General features: G+C 61.4%; 25 protein-coding genes. 8 read left to right on the top strand and 17 right to left on the bottom strand.

Annotated features, from left to right (window positions below; translation table 11 throughout):
• Positions 1 to 89: 89 nt before the first annotated feature.
• From panC to CKO35_RS14415, 10 genes are all read right to left on the bottom strand, one after another.
• Complete coding sequence (gene panC, locus CKO35_RS14460) at positions 90 to 953, bottom strand: pantoate--beta-alanine ligase (RefSeq protein WP_200176827.1); 864 nt, start codon at positions 951 to 953, stop codon at positions 90 to 92.
• A 2-nt stretch (positions 954 to 955) separates the two neighbouring features.
• Positions 956 to 1,771, bottom strand: coding sequence for a 3-methyl-2-oxobutanoate hydroxymethyltransferase (panB, locus tag CKO35_RS14455; protein WP_200176826.1), 816 nt, complete (start codon positions 1,769 to 1,771; stop codon positions 956 to 958).
• A 53-nt stretch (positions 1,772 to 1,824) separates the two neighbouring features.
• Positions 1,825 to 2,478: a deoxynucleoside kinase gene (locus tag CKO35_RS14450; RefSeq protein ID WP_200176825.1), complete on the bottom strand. Its 654-nt coding sequence runs from the start codon at positions 2,476 to 2,478 to the stop codon at positions 1,825 to 1,827.
• On the bottom strand, positions 2,475 to 2,975 hold the full coding sequence (gene folK, locus CKO35_RS14445) for a 2-amino-4-hydroxy-6-hydroxymethyldihydropteridine diphosphokinase (protein WP_200176824.1): 501 nt from the start codon (positions 2,973 to 2,975) through the stop codon (positions 2,475 to 2,477). Before folK ends, CKO35_RS14450 begins: the two co-directional genes overlap by 4 nt.
• Positions 2,976 to 2,979: 4 nt before the next feature.
• Positions 2,980 to 4,380: a polynucleotide adenylyltransferase PcnB gene (gene pcnB / locus CKO35_RS14440; RefSeq protein ID WP_207143810.1), complete on the bottom strand. Its 1,401-nt coding sequence runs from the start codon at positions 4,378 to 4,380 to the stop codon at positions 2,980 to 2,982.
• Between the two features lie 70 nt (positions 4,381 to 4,450).
• The gene (locus tag CKO35_RS14435) at positions 4,451 to 5,914 is read right to left on the bottom strand and encodes a peptidoglycan DD-metalloendopeptidase family protein (RefSeq protein ID WP_242467211.1); all 1,464 of its coding nucleotides are present in this window, start codon (positions 5,912 to 5,914) and stop codon (positions 4,451 to 4,453) included.
• A 451-nt stretch (positions 5,915 to 6,365) separates the two neighbouring features.
• Complete coding sequence (phbB, locus tag CKO35_RS14430; protein WP_200176821.1) at positions 6,366 to 7,112, bottom strand: acetoacetyl-CoA reductase; 747 nt, start codon at positions 7,110 to 7,112, stop codon at positions 6,366 to 6,368.
• 51 nt (positions 7,113 to 7,163) lie between these two features.
• Positions 7,164 to 7,526, bottom strand: a complete 363-nt coding sequence (locus tag CKO35_RS14425) for a phasin family protein (RefSeq protein WP_242467214.1) — start codon at positions 7,524 to 7,526, stop codon at positions 7,164 to 7,166.
• Between the two features lie 171 nt (positions 7,527 to 7,697).
• Positions 7,698 to 8,261 carry a polyhydroxyalkanoate synthesis repressor PhaR gene (gene phaR, locus CKO35_RS14420; RefSeq protein WP_338031808.1) on the bottom strand — a complete coding sequence of 188 codons (564 nt, stop codon included), beginning with the start codon at positions 8,259 to 8,261 and terminating at the stop codon, positions 7,698 to 7,700.
• A gap of 88 nt (positions 8,262 to 8,349) precedes the next feature.
• Entirely contained in the window at positions 8,350 to 9,534 is a 1,185-nt protein-coding gene (locus tag CKO35_RS14415; protein ID WP_200176819.1) for an acetyl-CoA C-acetyltransferase, read from the bottom strand.
• 424 nt (positions 9,535 to 9,958) lie between these two features.
• Between CKO35_RS14415 and phaE the strand changes: the two genes are divergently transcribed.
• Both phaE and CKO35_RS14405 read left to right on the top strand, forming a co-directional pair.
• A complete protein-coding gene (gene phaE / locus CKO35_RS14410; RefSeq protein ID WP_200176818.1) occupies positions 9,959 to 11,077 on the top strand; it encodes a class III poly(R)-hydroxyalkanoic acid synthase subunit PhaE in 1,119 nt (372 codons plus the stop codon).
• Positions 11,078 to 11,092: 15 nt separating this feature from the next.
• Positions 11,093 to 12,160 (top strand): class III poly(R)-hydroxyalkanoic acid synthase subunit PhaC, encoded by a 1,068-nt coding sequence (locus CKO35_RS14405; protein WP_200176817.1) that lies wholly within the window; start codon positions 11,093 to 11,095, stop codon positions 12,158 to 12,160.
• On the opposite strand, the gene CKO35_RS14400 is transcribed toward CKO35_RS14405, so the two are convergent.
• Complete coding sequence (locus CKO35_RS14400; RefSeq protein ID WP_200176816.1) at positions 12,157 to 12,633, bottom strand: NUDIX domain-containing protein; 477 nt, start codon at positions 12,631 to 12,633, stop codon at positions 12,157 to 12,159. The genes CKO35_RS14405 and CKO35_RS14400 overlap by 4 nt on opposite strands.
• Positions 12,634 to 12,637: 4 nt before the next feature.
• Positions 12,638 to 13,030 carry an RNA-binding S4 domain-containing protein gene (locus CKO35_RS14395; protein WP_200176815.1) on the bottom strand — a complete coding sequence of 131 codons (393 nt, stop codon included), beginning with the start codon at positions 13,028 to 13,030 and terminating at the stop codon, positions 12,638 to 12,640.
• 66 nt (positions 13,031 to 13,096) lie between these two features.
• Here CKO35_RS14395 and CKO35_RS14390 point away from each other — a divergent pair, with 66 nt between their 5' ends.
• Positions 13,097 to 13,768 (top strand): glutathione S-transferase family protein, encoded by a 672-nt coding sequence (locus CKO35_RS14390; RefSeq protein ID WP_200176814.1) that lies wholly within the window; start codon positions 13,097 to 13,099, stop codon positions 13,766 to 13,768.
• Between the two features lie 8 nt (positions 13,769 to 13,776).
• On the opposite strand, the gene CKO35_RS14385 is transcribed toward CKO35_RS14390, so the two are convergent.
• Positions 13,777 to 14,244 (bottom strand): YcgN family cysteine cluster protein, encoded by a 468-nt coding sequence (locus tag CKO35_RS14385; RefSeq protein ID WP_200176813.1) that lies wholly within the window; start codon positions 14,242 to 14,244, stop codon positions 13,777 to 13,779.
• A complete protein-coding gene (locus tag CKO35_RS14380) occupies positions 14,241 to 14,921 on the bottom strand; it encodes a hypothetical protein (protein ID WP_200176812.1) in 681 nt (226 codons plus the stop codon). Before CKO35_RS14380 ends, CKO35_RS14385 begins: the two co-directional genes overlap by 4 nt.
• 158 nt (positions 14,922 to 15,079) lie before the next feature.
• On the opposite strand from CKO35_RS14380, the gene CKO35_RS14375 reads away from it, so the two are divergent.
• The 3 genes from CKO35_RS14375 (at position 15,080) to CKO35_RS14365 (ending at position 17,681) form a co-directional block, all read left to right on the top strand.
• Positions 15,080 to 15,316: a hypothetical protein gene (locus CKO35_RS14375; protein WP_200176811.1), complete on the top strand. Its 237-nt coding sequence runs from the start codon at positions 15,080 to 15,082 to the stop codon at positions 15,314 to 15,316.
• A gap of 18 nt (positions 15,317 to 15,334) precedes the next feature.
• Positions 15,335 to 15,835 (top strand): hypothetical protein, encoded by a 501-nt coding sequence (locus tag CKO35_RS14370; RefSeq protein WP_200176810.1) that lies wholly within the window; start codon positions 15,335 to 15,337, stop codon positions 15,833 to 15,835.
• Positions 15,836 to 16,001: 166 nt separating this feature from the next.
• Positions 16,002 to 17,681, top strand: a complete 1,680-nt coding sequence (locus tag CKO35_RS14365; protein ID WP_200176809.1) for a glutamine--tRNA ligase/YqeY domain fusion protein — start codon at positions 16,002 to 16,004, stop codon at positions 17,679 to 17,681.
• 106 nt (positions 17,682 to 17,787) lie between these two features.
• On the opposite strand, the gene CKO35_RS14360 is transcribed toward CKO35_RS14365, so the two are convergent.
• Both CKO35_RS14360 and CKO35_RS14355 read right to left on the bottom strand, forming a co-directional pair.
• On the bottom strand, positions 17,788 to 18,534 hold the full coding sequence (locus CKO35_RS14360) for a TSCPD domain-containing protein (protein WP_200176808.1): 747 nt from the start codon (positions 18,532 to 18,534) through the stop codon (positions 17,788 to 17,790).
• A gap of 14 nt (positions 18,535 to 18,548) precedes the next feature.
• Positions 18,549 to 22,184: an LAGLIDADG family homing endonuclease gene (locus CKO35_RS14355; protein WP_200176807.1), complete on the bottom strand. Its 3,636-nt coding sequence runs from the start codon at positions 22,182 to 22,184 to the stop codon at positions 18,549 to 18,551.
• A 209-nt stretch (positions 22,185 to 22,393) separates the two neighbouring features.
• On the opposite strand from CKO35_RS14355, the gene CKO35_RS14350 reads away from it, so the two are divergent.
• Together CKO35_RS14350 and CKO35_RS14345 are read left to right on the top strand one after the other, a co-directional pair.
• Entirely contained in the window at positions 22,394 to 22,645 is a 252-nt protein-coding gene (locus CKO35_RS14350; RefSeq protein ID WP_200176806.1) for a type II toxin-antitoxin system Phd/YefM family antitoxin, read from the top strand.
• A complete protein-coding gene (locus CKO35_RS14345) occupies positions 22,642 to 22,896 on the top strand; it encodes a Txe/YoeB family addiction module toxin (protein WP_135480032.1) in 255 nt (84 codons plus the stop codon). Before CKO35_RS14350 ends, CKO35_RS14345 begins: the two co-directional genes overlap by 4 nt.
• Before the next feature lie 92 nt (positions 22,897 to 22,988).
• Here CKO35_RS14345 and CKO35_RS14340 read toward each other — a convergent pair whose 3' ends face one another.
• Positions 22,989 to 23,411, bottom strand: a complete 423-nt coding sequence (locus tag CKO35_RS14340; RefSeq protein ID WP_200176805.1) for a hypothetical protein — start codon at positions 23,409 to 23,411, stop codon at positions 22,989 to 22,991.
• Positions 23,412 to 24,142: the final 731 nt, after the last annotated feature.

Here is a 24,142-nt window from a genome sequence, read left to right as displayed (position 1 = left end):
TTCGAATCCCCGAGGGACTGTCGTTATCATCCTTGCGCGGAAGTGGTCCGACCGATGCCGGCCGTTACACCCTGAGTGGGGGACCCCGTTCATCCCATGGATGAGGGGAGATCCAGGCATAGATTGTCAATGAGCCTTGCCCGGCCAAGCCATGCGGCCGCCAGGATGACGAGCCGGGCATCACCCGGCCGCGGCAGCAACAGATCCTGCCTTCGCCGCACTGCAACATAATCAGATCGCAGGCCGCGTTTTTCAAGTACTTTCTCCGCTTCCCGTTCCAGGGCGGAATAATCACGCTCACCGGCCTTCAGCCGCGCGGCCAGTTCCGACAGGGTCTGATGAATGGCCGGGGCGAGCGCACGCTCACCGGCCTCCAGATAGGCATTGCGCGAACTCATGGCAAGACCATCCGTCTCCCGGACGGTGGCCACGCCTTCAATTCGTACCGGCATATCAAGATCGCCGACCATGCGCCGGATCAACAGCAATTGCTGGAAATCCTTCTCGCCGAACACGGCCACATCCGGCTGCACCAGATTGAAAAGCTTGCAGACCACGGTGGCCACGCCGGCAAAATGGCCTGGCCGATGGGCCCCTTCCAGCAGATCGGACAACACGGGGACCGTCACCCGGGTCACCTGCTCCCGTCCGTCCGGATACAGTTCGCTTTCCGACGGGGCAAAGACCAGGTCCGCGGCCTCGCCGGCCAGCCGGCGACAATCCTCCGCCAGCGTGCGGGGATAGGCCGCCAGGTCCTCGGCGCGGTCAAACTGCAGGGGATTGACGAAGATGCTCACCACCACCCGGTCCACCAGCGTGCGGGCATGGCGCACCAGGCTCAGATGGCCCTCATGGAGATTGCCCATGGTGGGCACGAGGGCAACCGTACAGCCCTCCACCTGCCAGGCCCGGCGTGCGCCTCGCAGATCCTCAACGTGATGTACGATATTCATGGTCAGGAAAGGAAGCTGTGTTCCGCGGCGGGGAATGAGCCTGACTTGACCGCCTGCACAAAGGCCGCCATGGCGGCCTGCACGCCGGTCTGGCCGGTGAGGAAGTTTTTCGCAAAGCGGGGTGCATGATCGGTCATGCCCAGAATATCCTGCACCACCAGGATCTGCCCATCACACTGGGCACCGGCACCGATGCCGATGACAGGAATCCGGGCCATGGCGCGGATCTCCGCCGCCAGGGTGGACGGCACGCACTCCAGCAGCAACATGTCGGCGCCCGCTTCCTGCAGGGCCATGGCATCCTTGATCATGCGCTGTGCCGCCTCGGCCTCCCGTCCCTGAACCCGATACCCTCCCAGTTTGTGCACCGACTGCGGGCGCAACCCCAGGTGGGCACAGACCGGAATGCCGTGATGGGACATGGCGGTGACCACCGCCACCTGCTGGGCATCCCCCTCCAGCTTGACCATCTGCGCCCCGCCTTCCTGCATCAGACGGGCGGCATTGTGCAGGGCCTGATCCACCGACACGTAGCTCATGAACGGCATGTCGGCCATCAGCAAGGCACGACGCAGCCCCCGGGCAACAGCCCGGGTGTGATAAATCATGTCATCCATCGTCACCGGCAGCGTGGTTTCATGCCCCAGCACCACCATGCCCAGGGAATCCCCCACCAGCACCAGATCCACGCCCGCCGCGTCCATCAGGCGGGCCTGGGTGGCGTCATAGGCGGTGAGGCTGGCAATGGGTTCCTGTCTGTCGCACAAACCCTGCAAGTCCCGCAGGGTCAGCCGCTTTGTCTGGGAGTGTACGCTCACGCTATATCCGGGTTATCAGAATGAAAATGATGGTCTGTCACACCGCCCGCCGCTCAGATGGCGGACGGCAACGGGTTGAAGTAGTGACGCCCCGCCCGCACCGTGCGCATGAACGCCAGCAGCTGCTGAAAATCCTCGTCCCGCTTGACCCAGTCGATCTCGCCGGCGTTGACGATCAGTAGCGGAGCCTCCGCATAATGATAGAAGAAACTGGCATAGGTATCACTCAGGCGCTGCAGATAGACGCTGTCCATCATGCGCTCGTAGCCACGCCCTCGCTGAGCGATGCGCTCCCGCAGGACCTCGACCGGGGCCTGCAGATAGATCACCAGGTCCGGAGGGCGCACATTCCTGTCCAGTTCGTCGCAAATCTGGCGGTAGAGGCGGTATTCGTCCGAATCCAGGGTCACCTGGGCAAACAGATCATCCTTGGCGAGGAGAAAATCCACCACCCGGACCGGATGGTGACTCACTTCCTGCCTGGCCAGGCTCCGCAACAGATCCAGGCGCTGCATGAGAAAACTGAGCTGGGTCGGCAGGGCAGTTCCACGGGGATCCTGATAATACCGCTCCAGAAAGGGATTATCTTCAGGGGATTCCAGCACAAGCTCGCCATTGACGGCCTCGGCCAGGCGCCGGGCCAGACTGGTCTTGCCCACCCCCACAGGCCCCTCGACAGCAATATGAGTCGGTTCTGTTTCAGTCATGCAGGCTCTTCCAGCAGTCTTTGCAGGCCGGACCGAGGGCACTGGGCCACCAGATCCTCCACCCCCCCCAGCCCGGGGATCCAGAGATCAGGGGCTATCTCCGCCAGAGGATACAGGACAAAGGACCGCTGCTGTATCCCGGGATGGGGTACCGTCAAATGTGCGGTCTGAATGACCTGGGTGCCGTAGAGCAGGATATCCAGATCCAGGGTCCGGGGCCCCCAGCGCTCCCCCTGACGAACACGGCCACATCGACGTTCCAGTTCCAGCAAGGATTGCAGCAGGACCATCGGGGTAAGCCGGGTTTCCAGCTGGGCCACGGCATTGATGTAGTCCGGCTGATCCGCCGGCCCCATGGGTGGGCTGCCATAAAGTGAGGACTGGCGCAGCAGGCGGCTCTCGGGCAATGCCGCCATGGCCTCAAGGGCTCCAAGAACCTGAGCCCGCGGCGCCCCCAGATTGGCGCCGATACCGATATAGGCCATTACAGGCGTCATGATGTCAGGCGTTGCCGGATGACTTGCTGCGTGAGCGACGGCGCCGACGGGAGCGGGGCTTTTTTCCCGAGACCTCCACCATCCGGCGTTGCTCGGCTTCGTCCACTTCCTGCAACCGGGTCCACCACTCGCAACCTTCGGCAAGGGCTTCCCCGGAACGGGCCCGCAGACAGTAAAAATCGTAGGCCGCACGGAAACGGGGGTGGGTCAGCAGGCGCAGGGCACGGGCCCCGCGGCGTTGCTCGAAACGGGGTTGCAGCTCCCATATTTCCCGCATCGGCAAGGCGAAACGCTTGGGAATCAGGATATGCCGGGCCTGCCGGGACAGAATCACCCCGCCAGCATGCTGCAGGGCCGGCAGTTCGGCCTCACCTTCCTCCATGAAGCGGCGCGCGGCATGGCGTACCGGCTCCCATAACAGTACCGCATAGAGGAAAGACGGATTCACACCCTTGCCGGACTGGATGCGCTCATCCGTATTGCGCAAGGCGTTGGCCACGAAGGTGATGGGAAAACCTTCCTCTTCATGGGAAAGGGCCTCTTCCGTCAACGGGAACATGCGTCCGAACAGATCGTGATGCCGCAATGCCTCGAAGGTCTGCAGCCCGCAACCGGCATGGAAAAGCTTGATTACCTCGTCGAACAGGCGCGCCGGCGGCACATCCAGCAACAGGTCGCCCAGGCGGGACAGACAGGACTCCGTGGCCTCGTCCAGGCGAAAACCCAGCTTGGTGGCGAAACGGACGGCACGCAACATGCGCACGGGGTCTTCCCGATAGCGTATCTCGGGATCACCGATCAACCGCAACACACCCTGCTTGAGATCGTCCATGCCACCGGTGTAATCCACCACCGAGAAATCCCGGATATCGTAATAAAGGGCATTGATGGAAAAATCCCGGCGCCAGGCATCCTGCTCGATGGTGCCGTAGACATTGTCCCGGATGATGCGGCCGTCCTCGATCAGTGCCTCGGCGGCACCGTCGGCATCTCCGTCATCGACAAAACTGTCATGGGGGGCGCGGAAGGTGGCGACTTCAATGATCTCCGGCCCGAAAAACACATGGGCCAAGCGGAAACGCCGTCCTATCAGCCGGCAATTCCGGAACAGGCTTCTGACCTCTTCCGGATGGGCGTCCGTGGCCACATCGAAGTCCTTGGGCTCACGCCCCAGCAGCAGATCCCTGACGCCACCACCGACCAGACAGGCGCGAAAGCCTGCGTCCTTCAGGCGATAGAGGACCTTGAGGGCGTGCTCGCTGATATTGGCGCGGGAAATACCATGCTCTGCGCGGGTATAGATGCGGGGAGCACCGGCACCGGATTCAGGTTTGAGTGGGTTGAGTTCGTTGGACACGCATGTCTTATGCTGCTTGTTGTGGGCGCTATCATAGCAGCTTCGCATGGGTATGAGGACCTTGATGAAGCCGACGCCCTGGACGGGCTGCGCCCGTCCGACGGCTTCAGGCCACGATTCACATGGCCATTTCGGAATACGGCAGCATCGCCACCTGACGGGACTGACGCGGCCCCTTCACCTCTGCCAGCAGGGCGCTGCTCACCTTCTGGAACCGGCGGAGATCCTCACCGGTCAGGCGCTCACTGCGGGGTAGCTCAGCCCGCATGGCATCAACGGGACGACCATTCACATGCAGTTCATAGTGCAGATGGGGACCGGTGCTGCGGCCGGTGTTGCCGGACAGGGCAATGCGCTGCCCCCGCTCCACCGCCTGCCCCGGGCGCACCAGGGCACGACTCAGGTGCAGATAGCGGGTGGTATAACCCTGACCGTGCTCGATCACCAGGAAACGGCCGGCATAGGGATGCTCGTCCACGCGCACGACCCGGCCATTGGCGGGAGCCACAATGGGCGTACCGATGGGCATGGCGAAATCGGTGCCATGATGGGGAGCAACCGTGCCGGTCACCGGATGCCGGCGTCTCAGATCAAAAGGCGAACTGATGCGGTAGGTGCCGGCGAAAGGACGCCGATCAAAGGGCGGCAGCAGGCTGTGCCCCTCTGGGGTATAGAAACGCCCGTCCACATATCGGGCGGCACTGATGTTCAACTGTGCACCCTGGTAGTCAAAGGCCAGCAACCGCAGTTCGATAGGCTCATCATCACCGGCCAGGGTTTCCTGCTCCACCAGCAGGGAGAAAACATCCCCGCTACGGGCATGCATGCGTACCGGTAGATGGCGGTCCAGCAGCACCGCCAGGGCGGCGGCCGCGCGGCCGGAGAGTTCCTCCCTGCCGGCCAGGGCGGAAGAAATACTGCCCTCGACCCTGGCCGTGATCACCATATGGGTGATTTCACGACTGTTCTGCACTTCGCGACGCTCAAAATCCCAGCCATCCGGGACACGTTCCCATTCCACACCCTTGCCGCGCTCGGTCCAGATACGCAGACGGGTCAGATAACCCTCGTCATCGGTCTGCCACTCCACCTGCTGCCCCACGCTGAGACGATTGAGCACGCGGGCATTTTCGGCGTCTCCCAGCAAACGATAAAGCGTGGCCAGGGGCAATCCCCAGTCACCCACCCAGAGAGAGGAAAGACGATCGCCACGAGCGATGGTGTACTCGAACCAGTCGGATGCCTTGGCAACTTCCTCGTCGTCACCCAGGCTGAAGGACTCATAGGAGGTCGGGTTTTCATCCGGCCCGAGCGCAGGAGCCAGACGTTCCTGAGACATGAAGGCGACCCGCTGCAAATCACCCTGCCCTCCCTCGGCGGCTGAAGCCGTCGCAATCCGGCGCCGCTCCTTGGGCTCGGCGACCGTCAGCGAAGCACCCCCTCCTTCGGCCGACGGGTTGGCGGGGATATCCAGGGGTTGAGAAAGGGCTGCGGATGGGGAGGCATCGCCACCGAAACCGGAAAGAATCTTGGGAAACAAAGCGGTGATGATCAGGAAAACAGCAAAGATTCCCATCACCATCGAAAAGCTTGGTCTTGAAAACGGCATAGATGCCCCCGTAATTTGCTCACAATGCCTTGCCCTTGTCCCGCCGGCTTCTGACGGCACGCATGTATCGGGCGCAGGGACAATTCCGGTCACACCGGAAAATCCCGGACGGTCAAAGCGCTGGAGACATCGGCGGCGCCGACTCCCCTTTGCGGGCGATCTCACGACGCCCGCCAGACAGGGCGGAAACCACGCTCACGGCGTTTCCGCTCAACCCCAAAACACGAAGGAGAATAGCATCAGATAAGCGCTGACGCGAATAAATATCATCAAATCAAGGATTGGGAATACATATTTACCACATCACCTTCACTTTTTTGTGAAACCCATCACGCTTCACAAAATAAGCCAAAGACTGCGAACGGGCCCCGGTATCAGGGCCCGTTCGCGGCACAAGTTTCTGCAAATGCGGGAAACAAGTTCTTCAGAAGGAGGTGAACAGACCACCATTCACCGGGATGTTGGCTCCGGTGATATACCCCGCCCCGTCGTCGCAGAGCATGGCTACGGCGAAGGCGATATCCGCCGTGGTACCCATGCGACCGGCCGGAATCTGAGCCACGATGGCGTTGCGCACATCTTCGGGCATGGCGTCGGTCATGGCCGTGGCGGTGTAGCCGGGAGACACCGTGTTGACGGTGACACCCTTGGCGGCCGTTTCCTGGGCCACTGCCATGGTGAAGCCATGCATGCCGGCCTTGGCAGCGGAATAATTGGCCTGGCCGAACTGACCCTTCTGACCGTTGACGGAGGAGATATTGACGATACGACCAAAACCGCGGGAGGTCATACCTTCCACCACGTGACGGGTGACGTTGAACACGCTGTTCAGATTGATGTTGATGACATCCCGCCACTGATCTTCGGTCATCTTGCGCAGCGTCTTGTCTTTGGTGATACCGGCACAGTTGACCAGAATGTCGATGGGCCCCACGCGGGATTCGATCTCCTGGACCATGTCGGCACAGGACTGGAACGAGGACACATCACCAGCGGCAATGTGCATGTCCAGGCCCTCGGCCTTCATCTGCTGCTGCCAGGCCTCGGCCTGGGATTGCAGCGCGGGCAGATAATTGGCCACGACCACATGCCCCTGACGGGCCAGCTTCTTGCAGATCTCGGTGCCGATTCCACCGGTACCGCCGGTCACTAACGCTACTCGCTTGGTCACTATTCGGGCTCCTTGTTTCTTGACTGGCCTTGAAGACTGTCCAAAATGAAATCAGGCAGCCTTCTTGGCGACAGCGCTTACGTGCTTGACGGTTTCTTCCGCCACTTTAACGGAGTCATCCATCAACCGGGTCATGGAATTACGGGCGTCATTGAGGATCTCGTTCCCGTTCTTGCAAGTGGCAACCATCTTCTGGCCGCAATCACGCAGCAGGTCCGCCTGCAGGGTCACGAGTTCCTGATAGCCTTTGGCCTTGCCCACCTGCTCAAGGTGCTTCATGCTCACATTCACCAAGTCCGTGGTCAAGTCCAGTTGCTGCTCCACCAGCTTCTGAAAGACCTGCTGGTTGATATCGCTCAACTTGCGGAAGGTATCGAAACTGGACTGATTGGCCTTGTTGAAAAGTTCGATCATGTCATTCACGGGTTCATTCTCCTGGATAAGGTTGATATGGGCACAGCAGCAGACTTGCCACCACGAATGCTGCAGCGCAACATATAACCTTAACCAGAATCATCGTCAAGCCAGCCGGGCCGTTTTGAGACAAAAGCCCGGCCACCTCCCAGCCCACGGGGCGCAAGCACCCTATTTCGGCTTTTTACCCGTCTTGCCTTTCCCTTCCAGAACGTCTGTGCCTGAATTTTCATCGGGCCTGTCTTCCACCGCCCCGCCCGACTCCTTCTTCGCGTCCTGGCCTGATCCCGGAAAGACCGCGGCCTTGAAGAACTGATCCTGCATGCCCTTCCAGAACTCCAGGTTGCGGCGGGTCATCTCCGTAATGTCCCAGGTGGCCCGCCCACCCAGCACATCGCGCATGCGGTCATTGAAGTCCCGCTGCTGATCGGCAAAAAACCTGAGACTCTGGTCCAGATAGCCGGAAAAGGCCTCGTGGACCGCTTCATCGTAGAAGCGGATGAAACGCACCAGCATCTCGGTGGTGAAGAGCGGCTCCCCGGCCGTTTCCTGCTCGGTGATGATCTGAATCAGGATACCCCGGGTGATGTCCTTCCCCGACTGGCTGTCCACCACCTTCACGTTGATCCCGCGGCGCACCAGCTGCTGCACATCGGCCAGTGTCACATAACGGCTCTCCTCGGTATCGTAGAGTCGCCGATTGGGGTACTTCTTCACTATCCGCGGTTCGTTCACCCGCTTCTCCCTACATCATTGCAAGTGCATGGCAAGAACCGGATCCCGGGGAAGGCCCCCGCGGATCCGGTCCGGGGCATCACGGCACTCAGACAGCCTCGACCGCCAGGGCCACACCCTGACCGCCACCGATGCACAGGGTTGCCAGGCCTCGCCTGGCACCGGTGCGTTTCATGCCGTGCAGCAACGTCACCAGCACCCGGGCGCCCGAGGCACCGATGGGATGGCCGATGGCGATGGCGCCGCCGCTCACGTTCACCTTGGACAGGTCCCAACCCAGCTGCTTGTTGACGGCGATGGCCTGGGCGGCAAAGGCCTCGTTGGCCTCCACCATGTCCAGATCGGCGGGCCGCCAGCCGGCCTTTTCCAGGCACTTGACGGTAGCGGGGATGGGGCCGGTACCCATGATCGCCGGGTCCACGCCGGCGGCGGCGAAAGAGACGATGCGGGCCAGCGGGTTGAGACCCAGCTCGCTGGCCATGGATTCACGCATGACCACCACGGCAGCGGCACCATCATTGATGCCGGAGGCATTGCCCGCGGTCACGGTGCCGTCCCGGCTGAATGCCGGGCGCAGTCTGGCCAGGCCTTCCGCCGTGGTGCCATGACGAGGAAACTCGTCCGTATCGAAAACCTTGACCTCCCCTTTCCTGAGGGACACTTCCACCGGCACGATCTCGTCCTTGAAATGACCCGCCTTCTGGGCGGCCTCGGCCCGCTGCTGGGACTGGGCGGCAAAGGCATCCTGCTCTTCCCGGCTGATCCTGAACTCGCCGGCGATGTTCTCGGCGGTAGTACCCATGTGGTAATCGTTGAAGGCGCACCACAGGCCATCCTTGATCATGGTGTCCACCATCTTCCAGTCACCCATCTTGGTCCCCTGGCGGGAACCGGGCAGGACATGGGGAGAGGCGCTCATGTTCTCCTGACCACCGGCGATCACCACATTGGAATCACCGCACAGGACCGACTGCCAGGCCAGGTGAACGGCCTTGAGACCACTGCCGCAGACCTTGTTGATGGTCATGGCCGGAGAAGAATAAGGGATGCCGGCCTCCACGGCGGCCTGACGGGCGGCATTCTGGCCCACCCCCGCCTGCAGCACCTGCCCCAGGATGATCTCGTCCACCTGCTCGGGAGACAGGCCGGTACGGGCCAGCAACGCCTTCATGACCATGGCCCCCAGAGTCGAGGCCGGAATCTGTGACAGAGAGCCGTTGAAGGTACCGACCGGGGTGCGTGCCGCATCGACGATGACAATGGATTCAGCCATATAAATCCTCCTGATCAGGGGCGTATTTCTGAATATTGGGATGCCTGAGGGCCATACCTTGACCGGACTTTCATATCGGATACCGGGTGATGGCTCGCACTTTCAGGGCACTCGGTCTTGCTTTCCTGGCATATTTGATCCAAAAGGAGTGACAGCTTCAAGGATCAAGGCATTGCTCCGGCAGTTTATACCAGAAGCGCTGCGTCCCTGACCAACCATGAAGCACCATCCCGGCAGAATTGTTGCACCGCACAAAATCTATGCTAACCTTATCCTTATGATGTTGTACCCTGTCGGATCGCTCCAAGTGCTGACCACCCTGGCCCGGGAATGCCCGCCGGCCCGGGCCTTTGATTGACCGGCCGCAACAGCGATCCCGGATGATAACCACCTGGCCCAGATATGGACCCAAAGGAGATGATTGATGGCTGACTCAAACCCCTTCAACCCCGAAGACTGGATGGAAGCCCAGCGCAAATACTGGTCTGCCTGGATGGACATGAGCCGCAAGGCCATGGGGGGCAGTGACGGTACCGCCAACTGGGGGGACGGACTGGATCAGTGGTGGAAGACCGTTTCCAGCGGCATGCCCCTGTCCGGCAATGACGCCATGGACCAGATGATGAAGGTCGGGCGCAATTATTTTTCCATGGCGGAAAACCTCTATCGGGGCGCGGAAGGCAACAACGCCGCCGAGGCCGTAAACAAGTGGCTGGACCAGATGAGCAATGCCTTCCAGGGTTTCACCAACATGCCCGGAGCCAGCAGGGACGCCAATGCCTTCTGGCAGATGCCCCTGGACACCTGGCGTCGCGCCACATCTTCCTTCATGCCCATGCCGGGCGATTACATGCAGGCCCTGCGGCCGCCGGCCCGCGCCCCCTATGGTGATGCCGTGCAGGAACAGCTGGACCGTTTCCTGTCCGTGCCCGGCGTCGGTTACACCCGCGAATCCCAGGAGCAGTACCAGAACCTGGCCAAGCTGATGGTCAATTACCAGCAGGCCATGCAGAACTATCAGGCCGCCTTCAACAAGGTCGGCATGGACTCCATCGACCGTTTCCGCGCCCGCCTGGACGACGCCGGTCGTCAGGACAAGCCCATCACCTCCATGCGCGCCCTCTATGATGAGTGGGTGGACGTCTGCGAAGAGGTCTACGGCGAATTCGTCATGTCCGATGAGTACGCCAGGATCTACGGCGAGATGGTCAACAGCCTGATGGCGGTGAAGCGCCAGGGCACCCGCCTCATGGACGAGGTCACCGAAAGCCTGAACATGCCCACCCGCCGCGAGGTCAATACCCTGCACCGCCGCCTGCAGGAAAGCCGCCGTGAACTGCAGGCCCTCAAGGCCGCGGTACGCAAGCTGACCGACCAGGTGAATGACCAGGCCGCGCCGGCAAAGGTGGAAGCCCCGGTGGAAAGCAAGGCCGAAGGCAAGGACAGCGCCAGCGCTTCCCGCGCCGCCACCGGCACCCGCAGTCGCGCCACGGCCACAAAACGCCAGACCGCAACCACCACCAAGGCCAAGCAGAGCGATTAAAAGGAGATCCGGCCAATGATTCCGATTCAGATCAGACCCGATCAGGTCATGGACGAACTGACCACCTTCCAGAACAAGCTCACCCAGGGCCTGCAGAACCTGGCCGATGCCGGTGACATCCCCTCCGGCGTGACGCCCAAGGAAGCGGTCTACAAGGAAGACAAGCTCACCCTGTATCGCTTCCAGGCGCCCGCCTCCGTGGTCCAGCACCCGGTACCGGTACTGATCGTCTACGCCCTGGTGAACCGCCCCTACATGACCGACCTGCAGGATGACCGCTCCACGGTCAAGGGCCTGCTGGAAGCCGGCATGGATGTCTACCTGATCGACTGGGGTTATCCGGACAGGGCCGACCGCTTCCTGACCATGGACGATTACCTCAACGGTTACGTGGACCGCTGCGTGGACGAGATCTGCCGTCGCCACAACCTGGACAAGATCAACCTGCTGGGCATCTGCCAGGGCGGCACCTTCAGCCTGTGCTACAGCGCCATGCATCCGGAAAAGGTGCAGAACCTGATCACCATGGTGACCCCGGTGGATTTCCATACTCCGGGCAACATCCTCTCCCACTGGGTCAAGCACGTGGACATCGACACCCTGGTGGACACCATGGGCAATATCCCGGGTGAACTGCTCAACTGGACCTTCCTCAACCTCAAGCCCTACCAGCTCATGGGCCAGAAGTATCTGGACATGGTGGAAGTGCTGCAGGACAAGGACAAGCTGGACAATTTCCTGCGCATGGAGAAGTGGATCTTCGACAGCCCGGACCAGGCCGGCGAGACCTATCGCCAGTTCATCAAGGACTTCTACCAGCAGAACAAACTGATGAACGGCGACCTGCACATCGGCGAGTACGAGGTGAATCTGGCCAACGTGACCATGCCGGTGCTGAACATCTTTGCCGAGCAGGATCACCTGGTACCGCCGGATGCCTCCAAGGCCCTGGCCGGCAAGGTGGGCACCAAGGACTACACCGAACTGTCCTTCCCCGGCGGCCACATCGGCATCTATGTGAGCGGCAAGGCACAAAAGACCGTGCCGCCGGCCATCGGCAAGTGGGTCAAGGAACGGGGTTAATCAATCCCCTGTCGTCCCTCTCCCCCTCCCCCATCGGGGGGAGGAGGGAGCGGCGCCACCCGGCCCGTACGCCGGAATTCCAGATAGTCATCCAGTATCCGGCGATGATCGAAGGCCAGGGGCCGGTCCACTTGGTCCGGGGCCACGATCCAGACCGCCTTGGCATCATCCGCCGCCACCGGCCTCCCCCGGGCCACCGCCCCATAGACGGCACTCACCGTGTGCCCCCGTTCATCCCGGCCGGGATCCGAATAGCAGCCCAGCAGGACCTCCAGTCGCACCGCCAATCCGGTTTCCTCCCGGGCCTCGCGGATCGCGGCCTGCTCCAATGATTCCCCCACATCCATGAAGCCGCCGGGCAGGGCCCAGCCATGGGGCGGATTCAGACGCTCAATCAGCACGATGCAATCGGCCTGATCCTCCAGACGGATGATCACGTCGGCAGCGATGAGCGGTGTCACGGGCCTGGGCATGGGGCTACTCCTTGCCGATGAATCGGCGGATATGGCGCCGGTCACGGCGATCCGGGCGATGCTCGGTATGGGGCACCGCCAGGCGGGCCAGACGCCGCGCTTCGGCCTCCTCGGTGCGGCGGGCCTGACTCTGTTCCGACTCCCGGTACAGGGCCTGAGCCTCGGTGGCGGGCCGGCGCCGGTCGTTCAGCCCCAGCACCTCCACCTCCCAGGCCTCGGCATTGCGCGTGATGCGAAGCTGATCGCCCACCTTGACGGCTCGGGCCGGCTTGACCCGCTGCCCGTTCACATGGACATGCCCCCCGCTCACCGCCTCGGCGGCCAGGGCACGGGTCTTGAAGAAACGGGCCGCCCAGAGCCATTTGTCAATTCGCACAACATCCAATGGGTCACTCATGAATCATGCCCCTGCGTGGGTTGATACACTGATCAGCTTACCAAACCTAAGGAGTCCCCTCTCTCCATGCATCTGAGACTCATCAGCTTCGAACTGTGCCCCTTCGTCCAGCGCAGCGTTATCACCCTGCGCTACAAGCAGGCCCCCTACGAGATCGACTTCATCGACCTGGAACACCCGCCGGAATGGTTTCTTGCCCTCTCCCCCACCGGCAAGGTGCCGGTGCTGCAGGTGGACCGGCAAACGGTCCTGTTCGAATCCGCCGTCATCAACGAGTTCATCGACGATATCACCCCACCCAGCCTCAAGCCCACCGACCCGCTGACCCTGGCCCTGAACCGGGCCTGGATCGAGTTCGGCAGCCAGGCAATCATCGACCAGTACCGGATCATGATGTCGGAAACCGAGCATGACCTGGAACACCATCTGGCCGCCGCCATCGCCGGCCTGCGCCGTCTGGAGGCCTCCCAGGGAGAAGGCCCCTGGTTCAATGGCGAGGCCTTCTCCCTGGTGGATGCCGCCTACGCCCCCCTGTTCATGCGCTACGCCCTGCTGAACCAGGCCATGCCCCTGTTCGACGGGGCCGACTTCCCCCGCATCCAGGCCTGGGCAGACCGGCTCAATGCCCTGGAGGCGGTCAAGGGATCCGTGGTGCCGGATTTCGCCGCCCGTCTCAAGGCCTATCTGCGGGCCAGGGAGGGGTACGGCCCCCGGCAGTTTGCCGGGATTCCGGGCTGAAGAACAGGTCAGTCCGGCCCGTCCTCACAGGGCCAGAGGACGATCCGTGACTCCCAGTCATCCCCCATCTTCTGCTCGCAGAGGATGCGGCCACGCACGGACACGCCCGCCCGGTGCACGCTCTCCGGGTCATGGGTGAGCAGGGGATGCCACGAGGGCAGCCCCCTGCCCTCGTGCAGCCGCCGATAGGCACAGGTGGGCGGCAGCCACGCCACCTGGCTCACCTCATCCGGACTCAGCCGGACGCAATCCGGCACCCGGGACAGACGATCCTCATAATGGCTGCAGCGACAGGTGTTTGAGTCCAGCAGACGGCAGGCCACGTCGGTGTAGTAGATTTCGTCAGTGTCCTCGTCCTGCAGCTTGTGCAGACAGCAGCGACCGCAACCGTCGCAGAGGGCCTCCCATTCCCGGTCGTTCAGGTCGACCAGCGGCCGCCCCTCCCAGAAACCGGGTTTGCGCGATGCTCCGGTCATGGCAGCATCCGGTCCAGGCCCTCGCCGGTCAGAATGCGCCCCTGGGCCTCGTCAAAACGGGCCGGCGCGACATAGTGCAGCACATCCCGCCCCCGGCGATTGAACATCAGCACCAGCCCCTGTTCCGGATAGAGCCAGTAGCGGCGGCCGTCATCCATGGGCAGGCGCCGGGCAGGTTCACCGAAACGGGCCAGCACGGAATCCTCGTCATACCGGGCCCTGGGGACATAGGTGATTTCCACCACCGGCAGGGCCAGCGCGGCCCGGGTGTCGTTTTCCGACAGTTCGAGGCGGCGCGCGCCGCTGGGGGTGGCCTTGCCATGGACCGCCCGCTCGGCAAACCCGGCCAGGGTCTGCTCATCCGCCGCCAGCACCGCCAGGAAGTTGGCCTCGAAAGGCCCCAGTTTCACCGGCCCGAAATAGGCCTCCAGGCTCTGCCCGTCCTCCCGGCTCTGAAACAGGGCCAGACTGGGAAACACCATGAACCGCTCCCGCAGTTCCGACAGGGGCGTCTGTTCCAGATGGATACCGAAGACACTGGAGGTCCCGTCGGCATGGACCTCCACATCCCAGGGCAGATTGTCGTAATGGGTCCGGGGGGGCGAACCGGTCAGCAGAAAGGCCAACCCGAAAAAAGGGATGGCCACGGTCAAAGTCAGCAGGATCTTTTTGAACATGATGGGGTCACACAGGGAAACGCCGTGGGATGAACAAGATTAGCATTCCTGGACCGGCCGGGCGCAGTCACTGAACGGCATGAAGAATCCGCCCGACGGGAAGACATTCGCCCCTTGTTCAACTAGACTTGTAGTAAGCATTGAACCAAGACAAGCCGATGGTCATCACAACTGCAAGCCAAAGTGCGCTTTCCGGAATTCATACCGGCCTGAAGGGGCTGCGCGGAAACGCGGCGGAGATTGCCGGTGCCGACCAGATCAACGGTACGGCACCACGCGGTCTGACGGCCCCCCTGGTCGAGCAAATTCAGCACGCCACCCAGGTGGAAGCCTCCGTCAAGGTCCTGCAGACGGAAAACCGGATGCTGGGCACACTCATCAACGTGAAGGCCTAACGGCGAGGAGTCCAAGCCATGATGGTCACAACCCCTGTCATGAACCCGGTTCAGCCGGTGATTCCCAACCCGGTGATCCCCGCGCCCGTGGAACGCGAGGGTGGCGGCGGCACGGTGACCCCCACCGAAACCGACCGGGCCGTACTCAACAACGAGGAAGTCGAGCAGGGACGTCCCGACGCCGCGCGTTCACAGGAAGAAACCATCGCCCGTCAGCAGGGCAGCAGCGAGCTGGCAGCCCAGGCCCGGCTGCAGGCAGCCCGCGAGGCGGAAAGTGCCCCGACCGGCTTTGGTGTCGATCCCGCCCGGGCAGCGGAATCAGGCCCCACCCCGCAGGCACCCGAAGCCGCCGGCAGCAACAGCACCGGGGCGACGAGCGGTCCCTCTGCGTCCGGCAGTGACCCCGAGCCATCTGCCATGACCGAAATGCAGGAGCGTCTGGAAGCACGCATCGTCCGAGACATGTTCCCCGACCCCAACCGGCCGTCGGAATCCAGCCGGTTCTTCGATGTGACCTGAAGATCCATTAAGGCATTTTGTATTTCTGTCCCCAGCCCCCTTCCCTCAGGGGGCTTTTTCTTTCACTGCATTTAATCCCGTCCACCTGCCGCAACGCCTCCCCCGTATTGGCGCCACACCGGCCTCCCCGTATACTGGGCGGCTTACCCCAAGCACGCATCAGGCAATGACCGAACCGGACACCCAGGGCCCCACCCACTTCATCGGCAACCGCATCCGCAAGGAACTGGAAGCGGGCCAGTATCAGCAGATCATCACCCGTTTTCCGCCGGAGCCCAACGGCTACCTGCACCTGGGTCATGCCAAGTCCATCGCCTTGAACTTCAGTGTGGCCAAGGAATTCGGCGGCTACACCAATCTGCGTTTCGACGACACCAATCCGGCCAAGGAAGAGCAGCGTTACATCGATGCCATCAAGGAGGATGTGCACTGGCTGGGCTATGCCTGGAAGCATGAGCGCCATGCCTCCGACTACTTCGAACAGCTCTACGAGTGGGCCCTGCACCTGATCGACCACGGCCTGGCCTATGTGGACAGTCAGGACGCGGACACCATCCGCGCACAGCGCGGCACCCTCACCGAACCCGGCGAGGAAAGTCCTTTCCGCAACCGCCCCAGGGAAGAGAGCCGTGACCTGTTCCAGCGCATGCGGGCCGGTGAGTTCGCGGACGGCGCCCATGTGCTGCGGGCGAAGATCGACATGGCCTCCGGCAACATCAACCTGCGGGACCCGGTCATTTACCGCATCCGCCACCTGACCCACCCGCGTACCGGCAACCAGTGGTGCATCTACCCCAGTTACGACTACGCCCACGGCCAGAGCGATGCCATCGAGCACATCACCCACTCCCTGTGCACCCTGGAATTCGAGGATCACCGCCCCCTGTATGACTGGCTGCTGGCACACCTGCCGGTGCCGTCCCGCCCGGTACAGATCGAGTTTTCCCGGCTGAACCTGGACTACACCGTCCTCTCCAAGCGCCGCCTCACCCGCCTGGTGGATGAAGGCCATGTGAGCGGCTGGGACGATCCCCGCATGCCCACCCTGGCCGGGGTCCGTCGCCGGGGCTTCACCCCCGAGGCCATCCGTGCCTTCTGTGCCGAGATCGGCGTCACCAAGTCCGACTCCATCATCCCCTTCGGCGTACTGGAAAATGCCCTGCGCAACGACCTGAACGAACGTGCCCCCCGTACCATGGCCGTCCTGCGCCCCCTCAAGCTGGTGCTGACCAACTTCCCGGAAGGCGAGACGGAATGGCTGGAAGCGGCGGTCCATCCCCAGAAGCCGGACATGGGAACCCGCCGGATTGCCATGACCCGGGAAATCTTCATCGAGGCCGACGACTTCATGGAAGAGGCACCGAAGAAGTTCTTCCGCCTCAAGCCCGGCTGCGAAGTACGCCTGCGCAATGCCTTCATCATCCGCTGCGACGAAGTGATCAAGGACGCGGACGGCCAAGTGGTGGAACTGCGCTGCACCCTGGACCCGGACACCCGCTCCGGCCAGCCCGGCGCCAACCGCAAGGTCAAGGGCACCATCCACTGGGTCTCCGCCGTCCACTCGGTACAGGCCGAAGTCCGGCTTTACGACCGTCTGTTCCAGACGCCCGACCCCGCCGGCGACAAGGCCGTAGACTTCATCGAGCATCTGAACCCGGAATCCCTGGTGGTGATCCCGGATGCCCGCCTCGAACCGGAGACGGCCCAGGCACGTCCGGGCGAGTCCTTCCAGTTCGAGCGCCTGGGGTATTTCGCCGCCGACCCGGACGGCACCCCGGAGCGCCCGGTGTTCAACCGGGCCGTCACCCTGCGGGATACCTGGGCAAAGATCGAGAGTCAGGCCTGATCCGCCCCCCCCCAAGGGAGTCAACCCGCCAGGCGCACCTAAAAAAAGCCCCCGCCGATGATCCATCGGCGGGGGCTTTTTTCATGTCACATCATTTCATTTCCCATCAGCCGCACTTGCTGTCCCCGCAGTTCAGGCAGGTGAGGCAGTTGTCCATCACCACCACCGCCTTGGTGTGGCACTTGCCGCAGAGCTGGGCGCCGGGAGGAAAGCTTTCCCGGGCCTGGGGATCGTCGCTGGCCTGGTGCACGCTGGCCTCGTACTGGGCGCGCTTTTCCTCCACCAGGCGGCGCTGGTGCTCGTCCAGGCCCTCGTCCTTGATCAGGCCGATCATCCGCATGTGGCTCTCGATGGCATCGCCGATCTCGGCCACCAGCGAGGGCATGTACTTGCCGCCCTTCTTGAAATAGCCACCCCGGGGATCGAACACCGAGCGCAACTCCTCCACCAGGAAGGTGACGTCACCGCCCTTTCTGAACACCGCCGAGATGATGCGGGTCAGGGCCACGATCCACTGGAAGTGATCCATGTTCTTGGAGTTGATGAAGATCTCGAAGGGGCGCCGCAGCTCGTGCTCGGTGCCCGGGTTCAGGATCACATCGTTGATGGTCACGTACAGGGCATGCTCGGAGAGCGGAGTCTTCAGCTTGTAGGTGGACCCCAGCAACATCTCCGGCCGTTCCAGCTTCTCGTGCATGTGCACCACCTTGGGGGCCTTGTCGGCCGTGTCCGCGGCCGGCGCCGCCACGGGCGCCGGTTCCTGGGGCATTGCCGGCGGCTGGCTCTCACCATCGGGGTGAGGCTCGCGACTGATGCCGAAATCCACGATCTTACTGCTGATCTTGATGGTCATGATGATGCCCCTGTTCAGAATTTACCGTAATACCCTTCCTTCAGGGCATCGTAAAGATTGGCGGCGTTGTGGGTCTCGCCGTCGTATTCGATTTCTTCGTTGCCCTTGGCCAGCACCACGCTGCCGTCTTCCAGCACGAAGCGATAGGTGGTGTTCTCCAGATCCTTTTCCTTCACCAGCACGCCCTGGAAGGCCTCCGGGTTGAAGCGGAAGGTGGTGCAGCCCTTGAGCCCCTGCTCATAGGCGTACATGTAGATGTCCTTGAAGTCGTCGAACAGATGGGCCGTGGGCACGTTGATGGTCTTGGAAATGGACGAGTCGATCCATCTCTGTGCCGCCGCCTGCACATCCACATGGGCCTTGGGATCGATCTCGTCGGCGGTGATGAAATACTCGGGCAGCTGGGCCTTGGGGTCTTCCGCATAGGGCATGGCCTCGGGATTGACCAAGTGCCGGTAGGCCAGCAGCTCGAAGGAGTACACATCCACCTTTTCCTTGGTCTTCTTGCCGGAGCGGATCACGTTGCGGGCATAGTGATGGGCGAACGAAGGCTCGATCCCGTTGCTGGCATTGTTGGCCAGAGACAGGGAGATGGTCCCCGTGGGCGCGATGGAAGTGTGGTGGGTAAAGCGGCAGCCCTGGGCCGCCAGGGACTTCACCAGCTCAGGGTCCACCTGGGCCACCTGCTGCATGTAACGGCTGTAGCGGGCATGCAGCACCTTGCCCTTGATCCTGTCGCCCACCTTGATGCCGTCCTGCTCCATTTCCGGGCGCAGCCGCATCAGGGTGGGGGTCACCTCGAACTCTTCTTCCATGATGGGTGCCGGCCCCTTCTCCCGAGCCAGGGACAGACCGGTGCGCCAGCCCGACAGGGCCATCTCCCGGGTGACGTCCTCGGTGAAGCGCAGGGATCTTTCCTCGCCGTACTTCATGCCCATCATGGTGATGGCGGAACCCAGCCCCAGATAGCCCATGCCGTGGCGGCGCTTGCGGATGATCTCCTCCCGCTGCTGGGGCAGTGGCAGGCCATTGATCTCCACCACGTTGTCCAGCATGCGGGTAAAGACGGCGACGGTCTCCCGGAACTGTTCCCAGTCGAACCGGGCCTTGGCGGTGAAGGGCTCGCGCACGAACTTGGTGAGGTTGATGGAGCCGAGCAGGCAGTTATGAACAACCACGCCGTTCACCACCAGCGTATGGGTGGAATATTCCTCGATGTCATACACCGTTTGCTCACCCATGGCGGTGATGGCCTCAATTCGGGCGACATGGTCTTCCTTGGGTGCCCGCCACCGCTCCTTGCCAGCCAGCAGGGATTCCAGCTTCTCCTGCTTGGTGGTGTTGAAAAGGAATCCGATATACCGATAAAAACGATAAGCATCCTGATGCTGCAGGCAAAGTGTGTAGAAGGCGTTGCCTCTGGAAACGGACGCCATGATGGTCCCGTGAATCCCGAAATTCAGCAACAGAAGCTGGATGTCCTGCAACCACTCCCGAGAGGCAGAAGTCAGACGGATATTGAGCTTTTCAGTGTCGATGCTGCCATCGGCGCAGAACACGGCCGTCAAAAATGATGCCTGCCTGGCAGAGTCCGCACGCCAGATCCGCTCCGGCACCCGCACTTGGCGAGAGCGATAATCCTCCAGGCCCAGATTCGATTTCAGGTTCTCGATAGCGGAAGCACGATAGCAAGCCAGAGAGTACACATTGCGTGCCTGCCCCGCATACGCCTGACGCAGCGTACCTGAAGTCCCTGTCATGGCAGCAAACTGCGGCGCAATTGTCTCCATGGCCACATCGTCCTGATCGCTGAACAACACGCCTGCCGAATGGGTAAGCCATCCATCGGCCAGTAACCAACCGTAGGTTGCATACTCCAGATCCAGGGCATAACGATCCATGGTCGGCATCTGCAGGGCCAGATCGGGTAGCAGCACCCGGTACGTCTCCTTGCGGTGACGACTGATGCGCACAGGCTCATGGGTCAGACGCTTGATGGCCTCGGCAAGCGCCTCACAAACGACCCGCTCACCATATGCCGCCGGCTTGTCCTTGTAGCGGCCGGCGGTCAACTGAGCGGCATGGACATAACCTTCCACCGCCCGCAAGGGGGCCAGTGACAGATCCAGACGATCAATCTCTTCCATCAGTGGGTGGTAGCGGGATAGCTGAAGCCCCTTGGGACTTTCCTGATAATTCACCTTGAGCTGATCCAGCAAGGTGCGTAACAAAGCCCGCCGGGACTGACGGGTCACCATCAACTGATCGCCGGTGTAAGTCTGCAGGAGGTATTTCAGGGCGCCCAGGTAAAAGGGGTCCGCCAAGGAGAGATGGGACAGTTCCCGGGCCTGCACGTGGACAAGACTGCCCACATCAAGTTGGTCCACCCGACGCCAGCCATCGGGTGTGTATACCTGATGATCCGCGGTCAGTTCGATACGCTGACCATTGTCGAAGCGAACCTCGAACACCTCGCGGGTTCCGTTTTCAACCAAGGTACAGGGCCTCAGGTCCGTCTTCTGCCCGGAAAACACATCATCCACGGCCACTTTCAACGCCTCGCCTTGCTGCACCAAGGCAAAGGCATCCTCGGTGCGAATGAGGCCGAAATTGGTATTCAAACGCATATCGCCAGTCCAGCATGCCCCATAAGGAGGTAACGGCTGCTCGCCGCATGGGTTCGTCGCCCGGATCTGCTCGCACCACCAGTTGTTGTTCATCTCATTGACCTTGTCGATGAGCACGAAGCCCGGCTCGGCATAGTCATAGGTGGAGGTCATGACCACGTTCCACAGCTTGCGGGCCGGCAGGCGTCGGTAGATGCGGCAGGCCACCAGGCCGTCATTATTGGTGATGTAGTCGGCGGGATCGGGCCAGTCGCGCCACAGCACCTGCGCCGGATCATCCAGGTCGATGCCGTCCTGCTCCGCCTCCTGCAGGGTCATGGGGAAGGCCAGGGGCCATTCGGCGTCATCCTTCACCGCCTGCATGAAATCGGCGGTGATGAGCAGGGAGAGGTTGAACTGGCGCAGGCTTCCGTCCGCTCGCTTGGCGCGGATGAAGTCCACCACGTCCGGGTGACCGATATCGAAGGTGCCCATCTGCGCGCCACGCCGCCCCCCGGCGGAGGAAACGGTGAAGCACATCTTGTCGTAGATATCCATGAACGACAAAGGCCCGGAGGTATAGGCACCGGCACCAGAGACATAAGCCCCACGGGGACGCAGGGTGGAAAAGTCATAGCCGATGCCGCTGCCCGCCTTCAGGGTCAGGCCCGCCTCGTGGAGCTTCTGCAGGATGTCGTCCATGGAATCATGGATGGTGCCCGACACGGTGCAGTTGATGGTGGAAGTAGCGGGCTTGTGCTCCCAGGCACCGGCATTGGCAATGATGCGGCCGGCCGGAATCGCCCCCTGGCGCAGGGCCCAGAGGAACTTGCCGTACCATTTCTCCCGTAGCTCGGGGGTGGCCTCCACATCGGCCAGGGCCCGGGCGATGCGCTTCCAGGTATCGTCCAGGGTCTGATCCAGAACCTCTTCGGTGCGGGTCTTGAGACGGTACTTCTTGTCCCAGATGTCCAGGGAGGCCGGCTGCATCGGCACTTCCCGTGAAGATGGATTCGCAAGGGCTTGTTCGGCCTGGGATTTCATCGGGGGATTCCTTTTTGAGATACAACTTGTTGTGCCCTGCAGAATGCATTAGCACAACATAGGGGAATTTCGTGGGGCAAGACTAGCCCCTGGGCGGGAGAAATTCAAGCTGGAAAGTCGGTGGGGAATGGGCTACGGCGCAGCCGATTGTTAAACCCTTAATCGTACATTATCCTGTACATGATAAACATCTTGTACAGGAGCGCCCCATGGATGCCATCAGCTACACAGCCGCTAGAACCAACCTGGCAAAAACCATGGAACGGGTCTGCGAAGACCATTCTCCGGTGATCATCACCCGGAGCAAGTCGCAGTCCGTGGTCATGATCTCTCTTGAAGATTATGAAGCATTGCAAGAGACCGCATATCTCCTGCGCGCACCAAAGAACGCCCGTCGTTTGCTGGAATCCGTCGCCGAACTGGAGCAAGGCGGCGGCCAGGAAAAGGGGCTTCTTGAATGAAACTTATCTTCTCCGAAAACGCCTGGGAAGATTATCTGTACTGGCAGAAAACCGACAAAAAGCTCCTGAACCGAATCAACAAACTGATCAAGGAGACAAAACGAGAACCGTTCGAGGGCGTCGGCAAACCGGAGCCCCTCAAACACAGTTTCGCTGGTTACTGGTCCCGCCGAATTAACGACGAGCACCGCATGGTCTACAAGGTTACGGATGACGCATTGCTCCTTGCCCAGCTCCGGTACCACTACTGATTAAACGCCTGAGCTAAGCGGCGTGGCGTTAGCTGTATCCGGTCGAACGCGAAGCGCGGAACGAACCTGAGCGACTTGTTATGTTTTCCAGCCTACATGACAACGCTGAAATTGAATTTTCCACCGGACACTGCAGATTCCTTTGCATAATCGTAGCTCTCTTGTAATTCCTCCAAAACCTGGTCGTGATCATTTCGAAGCAGACCAAATCGAATGCCATCAGCTCTGACCTTAAGAATCAAAGCCTCTAGAATTTGCATCGCATCTTCTGAATCGATCCAAACTCCTTGTGCGGCCATTAGCTCATCTGTCGATTCCATACCGTCTGGAAGGTCGATCACATCAAGATTGCACTCGGCGTCAGTTGAATCACAGAAAGATGAAATAGCTTGTACGCCGCACAGCTCGCATATGGCATCAAGCTTTTTTTGATGCCGATAAATCGCGGGCTTGTCGGATCCATCAGAGATTACGACGCCATCGACCAAACGATTAGCCCAGAGTACGGTGCTCATGCCATCTCCTTAAAAACATAAAGCCAAGCTCAGCTGCCGTTATGCAGCGCAAGCGGAATAACGGTCAGCTGTAGTGCTTTGTGTACGCCCGACATGGGCATGAACTGATGGGGTGAAAGTCCCCTGTAGGAGTACCTGTGATGTCCACTCTGTGGACGAATGTAACTACTAGCCGACGGCAAGGGCAAACCCGTGAGGGAATGTCTGAAGGAAGCCCGAGCGCAAAGGTGTGAGCCGACGGACAGAAACCGCATATAAGGCTCAGTCCCCGGGCAAGTCAGCACAAGGTGACGAAGCCCATCAGGTGCAGGGGATAGGGTAAATGCGGCGGTTGTGCACTGAAAGTTCATGTTCTTATTCGGGGAGATCTGTCTCACTTGCGGTCCGTGTCCCTATGGAAGTCGAACTGAGGGCCGGCTCGAAAGGGCCGGAATAACCATCGAACCCTACCGGGGCTGTGGTCGCCATGGGAGCCGGACTGAGGACCAGCCCGAAAGGACTGGAATCACCACCGGACCCTACCGTGACCCGGACAGCGCGCCAATCGGCAACGATTGGCGTGATGAGGCAGAAGTCAGCAGACGGCATAGTAGCCAAATGCTCACCGTAATGGGTGAGACACGGTGAAGGCCCGAACCTCCGGCAACGAGAGAGACCCGCGTGTCTCAACGGACGTAATGCGCCCGACCGGGTGAAACGGCCTTGGCGATTCGTTGGGTAACCAGCGTTGA

The organism is Ectothiorhodospira shaposhnikovii (assembly GCF_016584105.1).
GTDB classification, from domain to species: domain Bacteria; phylum Pseudomonadota; class Gammaproteobacteria; order Ectothiorhodospirales; family Ectothiorhodospiraceae; genus Ectothiorhodospira; species Ectothiorhodospira shaposhnikovii.
The sequence above is the reverse complement of the archived record's forward strand: the minus strand, read 5'-3'. Positions and strand labels throughout refer to the sequence as shown.

What these genes read in the sequence shown, in the direction of transcription:
- panC (WP_200176827.1), bottom strand. Translation starts at nt 953, where the DNA reads ATGAATATCGTACATCACGTTGAGGATCTGCGAGGCGCACGCCGGGCC.
- CKO35_RS14450 (WP_200176825.1), bottom strand. Translation starts at nt 2,478, where the DNA reads ATGACTGAAACAGAACCGACTCATATTGCTGTCGAGGGGCCTGTGGGG.
- folK (WP_200176824.1), bottom strand. Translation starts at nt 2,975, where the DNA reads ATGACGCCTGTAATGGCCTATATCGGTATCGGCGCCAATCTGGGGGCG.
- pcnB (WP_207143810.1), bottom strand. Translation starts at nt 4,380, where the DNA reads ATGCGAAGCTGCTATGATAGCGCCCACAACAAGCAGCATAAGACATGC.
- CKO35_RS14435 (WP_242467211.1), bottom strand. Translation starts at nt 5,914, where the DNA reads ATGGTGATGGGAATCTTTGCTGTTTTCCTGATCATCACCGCTTTGTTT.
- CKO35_RS14425 (WP_242467214.1), bottom strand. Translation starts at nt 7,526, where the DNA reads ATGATCGAACTTTTCAACAAGGCCAATCAGTCCAGTTTCGATACCTTC.
- CKO35_RS14415 (WP_200176819.1), bottom strand. Translation starts at nt 9,534, where the DNA reads ATGGCTGAATCCATTGTCATCGTCGATGCGGCACGCACCCCGGTCGGT.
- phaE (WP_200176818.1), top strand. Translation starts at nt 9,959, where the DNA reads ATGGCTGACTCAAACCCCTTCAACCCCGAAGACTGGATGGAAGCCCAG.
- CKO35_RS14405 (WP_200176817.1), top strand. Translation starts at nt 11,093, where the DNA reads ATGATTCCGATTCAGATCAGACCCGATCAGGTCATGGACGAACTGACC.
- CKO35_RS14400 (WP_200176816.1), bottom strand. Translation starts at nt 12,633, where the DNA reads ATGCCCAGGCCCGTGACACCGCTCATCGCTGCCGACGTGATCATCCGT.
- CKO35_RS14395 (WP_200176815.1), bottom strand. Translation starts at nt 13,030, where the DNA reads ATGAGTGACCCATTGGATGTTGTGCGAATTGACAAATGGCTCTGGGCG.
- CKO35_RS14390 (WP_200176814.1), top strand. Translation starts at nt 13,097, where the DNA reads ATGCATCTGAGACTCATCAGCTTCGAACTGTGCCCCTTCGTCCAGCGC.
- CKO35_RS14385 (WP_200176813.1), bottom strand. Translation starts at nt 14,244, where the DNA reads ATGACCGGAGCATCGCGCAAACCCGGTTTCTGGGAGGGGCGGCCGCTG.
- CKO35_RS14380 (WP_200176812.1), bottom strand. Translation starts at nt 14,921, where the DNA reads ATGTTCAAAAAGATCCTGCTGACTTTGACCGTGGCCATCCCTTTTTTC.
- CKO35_RS14375 (WP_200176811.1), top strand. Translation starts at nt 15,080, where the DNA reads ATGGTCATCACAACTGCAAGCCAAAGTGCGCTTTCCGGAATTCATACC.
- CKO35_RS14370 (WP_200176810.1), top strand. Translation starts at nt 15,335, where the DNA reads ATGATGGTCACAACCCCTGTCATGAACCCGGTTCAGCCGGTGATTCCC.
- CKO35_RS14365 (WP_200176809.1), top strand. Translation starts at nt 16,002, where the DNA reads ATGACCGAACCGGACACCCAGGGCCCCACCCACTTCATCGGCAACCGC.
- CKO35_RS14360 (WP_200176808.1), bottom strand. Translation starts at nt 18,534, where the DNA reads ATGACCATCAAGATCAGCAGTAAGATCGTGGATTTCGGCATCAGTCGC.
- CKO35_RS14355 (WP_200176807.1), bottom strand. Translation starts at nt 22,184, where the DNA reads ATGAAATCCCAGGCCGAACAAGCCCTTGCGAATCCATCTTCACGGGAA.
- CKO35_RS14350 (WP_200176806.1), top strand. Translation starts at nt 22,394, where the DNA reads ATGGATGCCATCAGCTACACAGCCGCTAGAACCAACCTGGCAAAAACC.
- CKO35_RS14345 (WP_135480032.1), top strand. Translation starts at nt 22,642, where the DNA reads ATGAAACTTATCTTCTCCGAAAACGCCTGGGAAGATTATCTGTACTGG.
- CKO35_RS14340 (WP_200176805.1), bottom strand. Translation starts at nt 23,411, where the DNA reads ATGAGCACCGTACTCTGGGCTAATCGTTTGGTCGATGGCGTCGTAATC.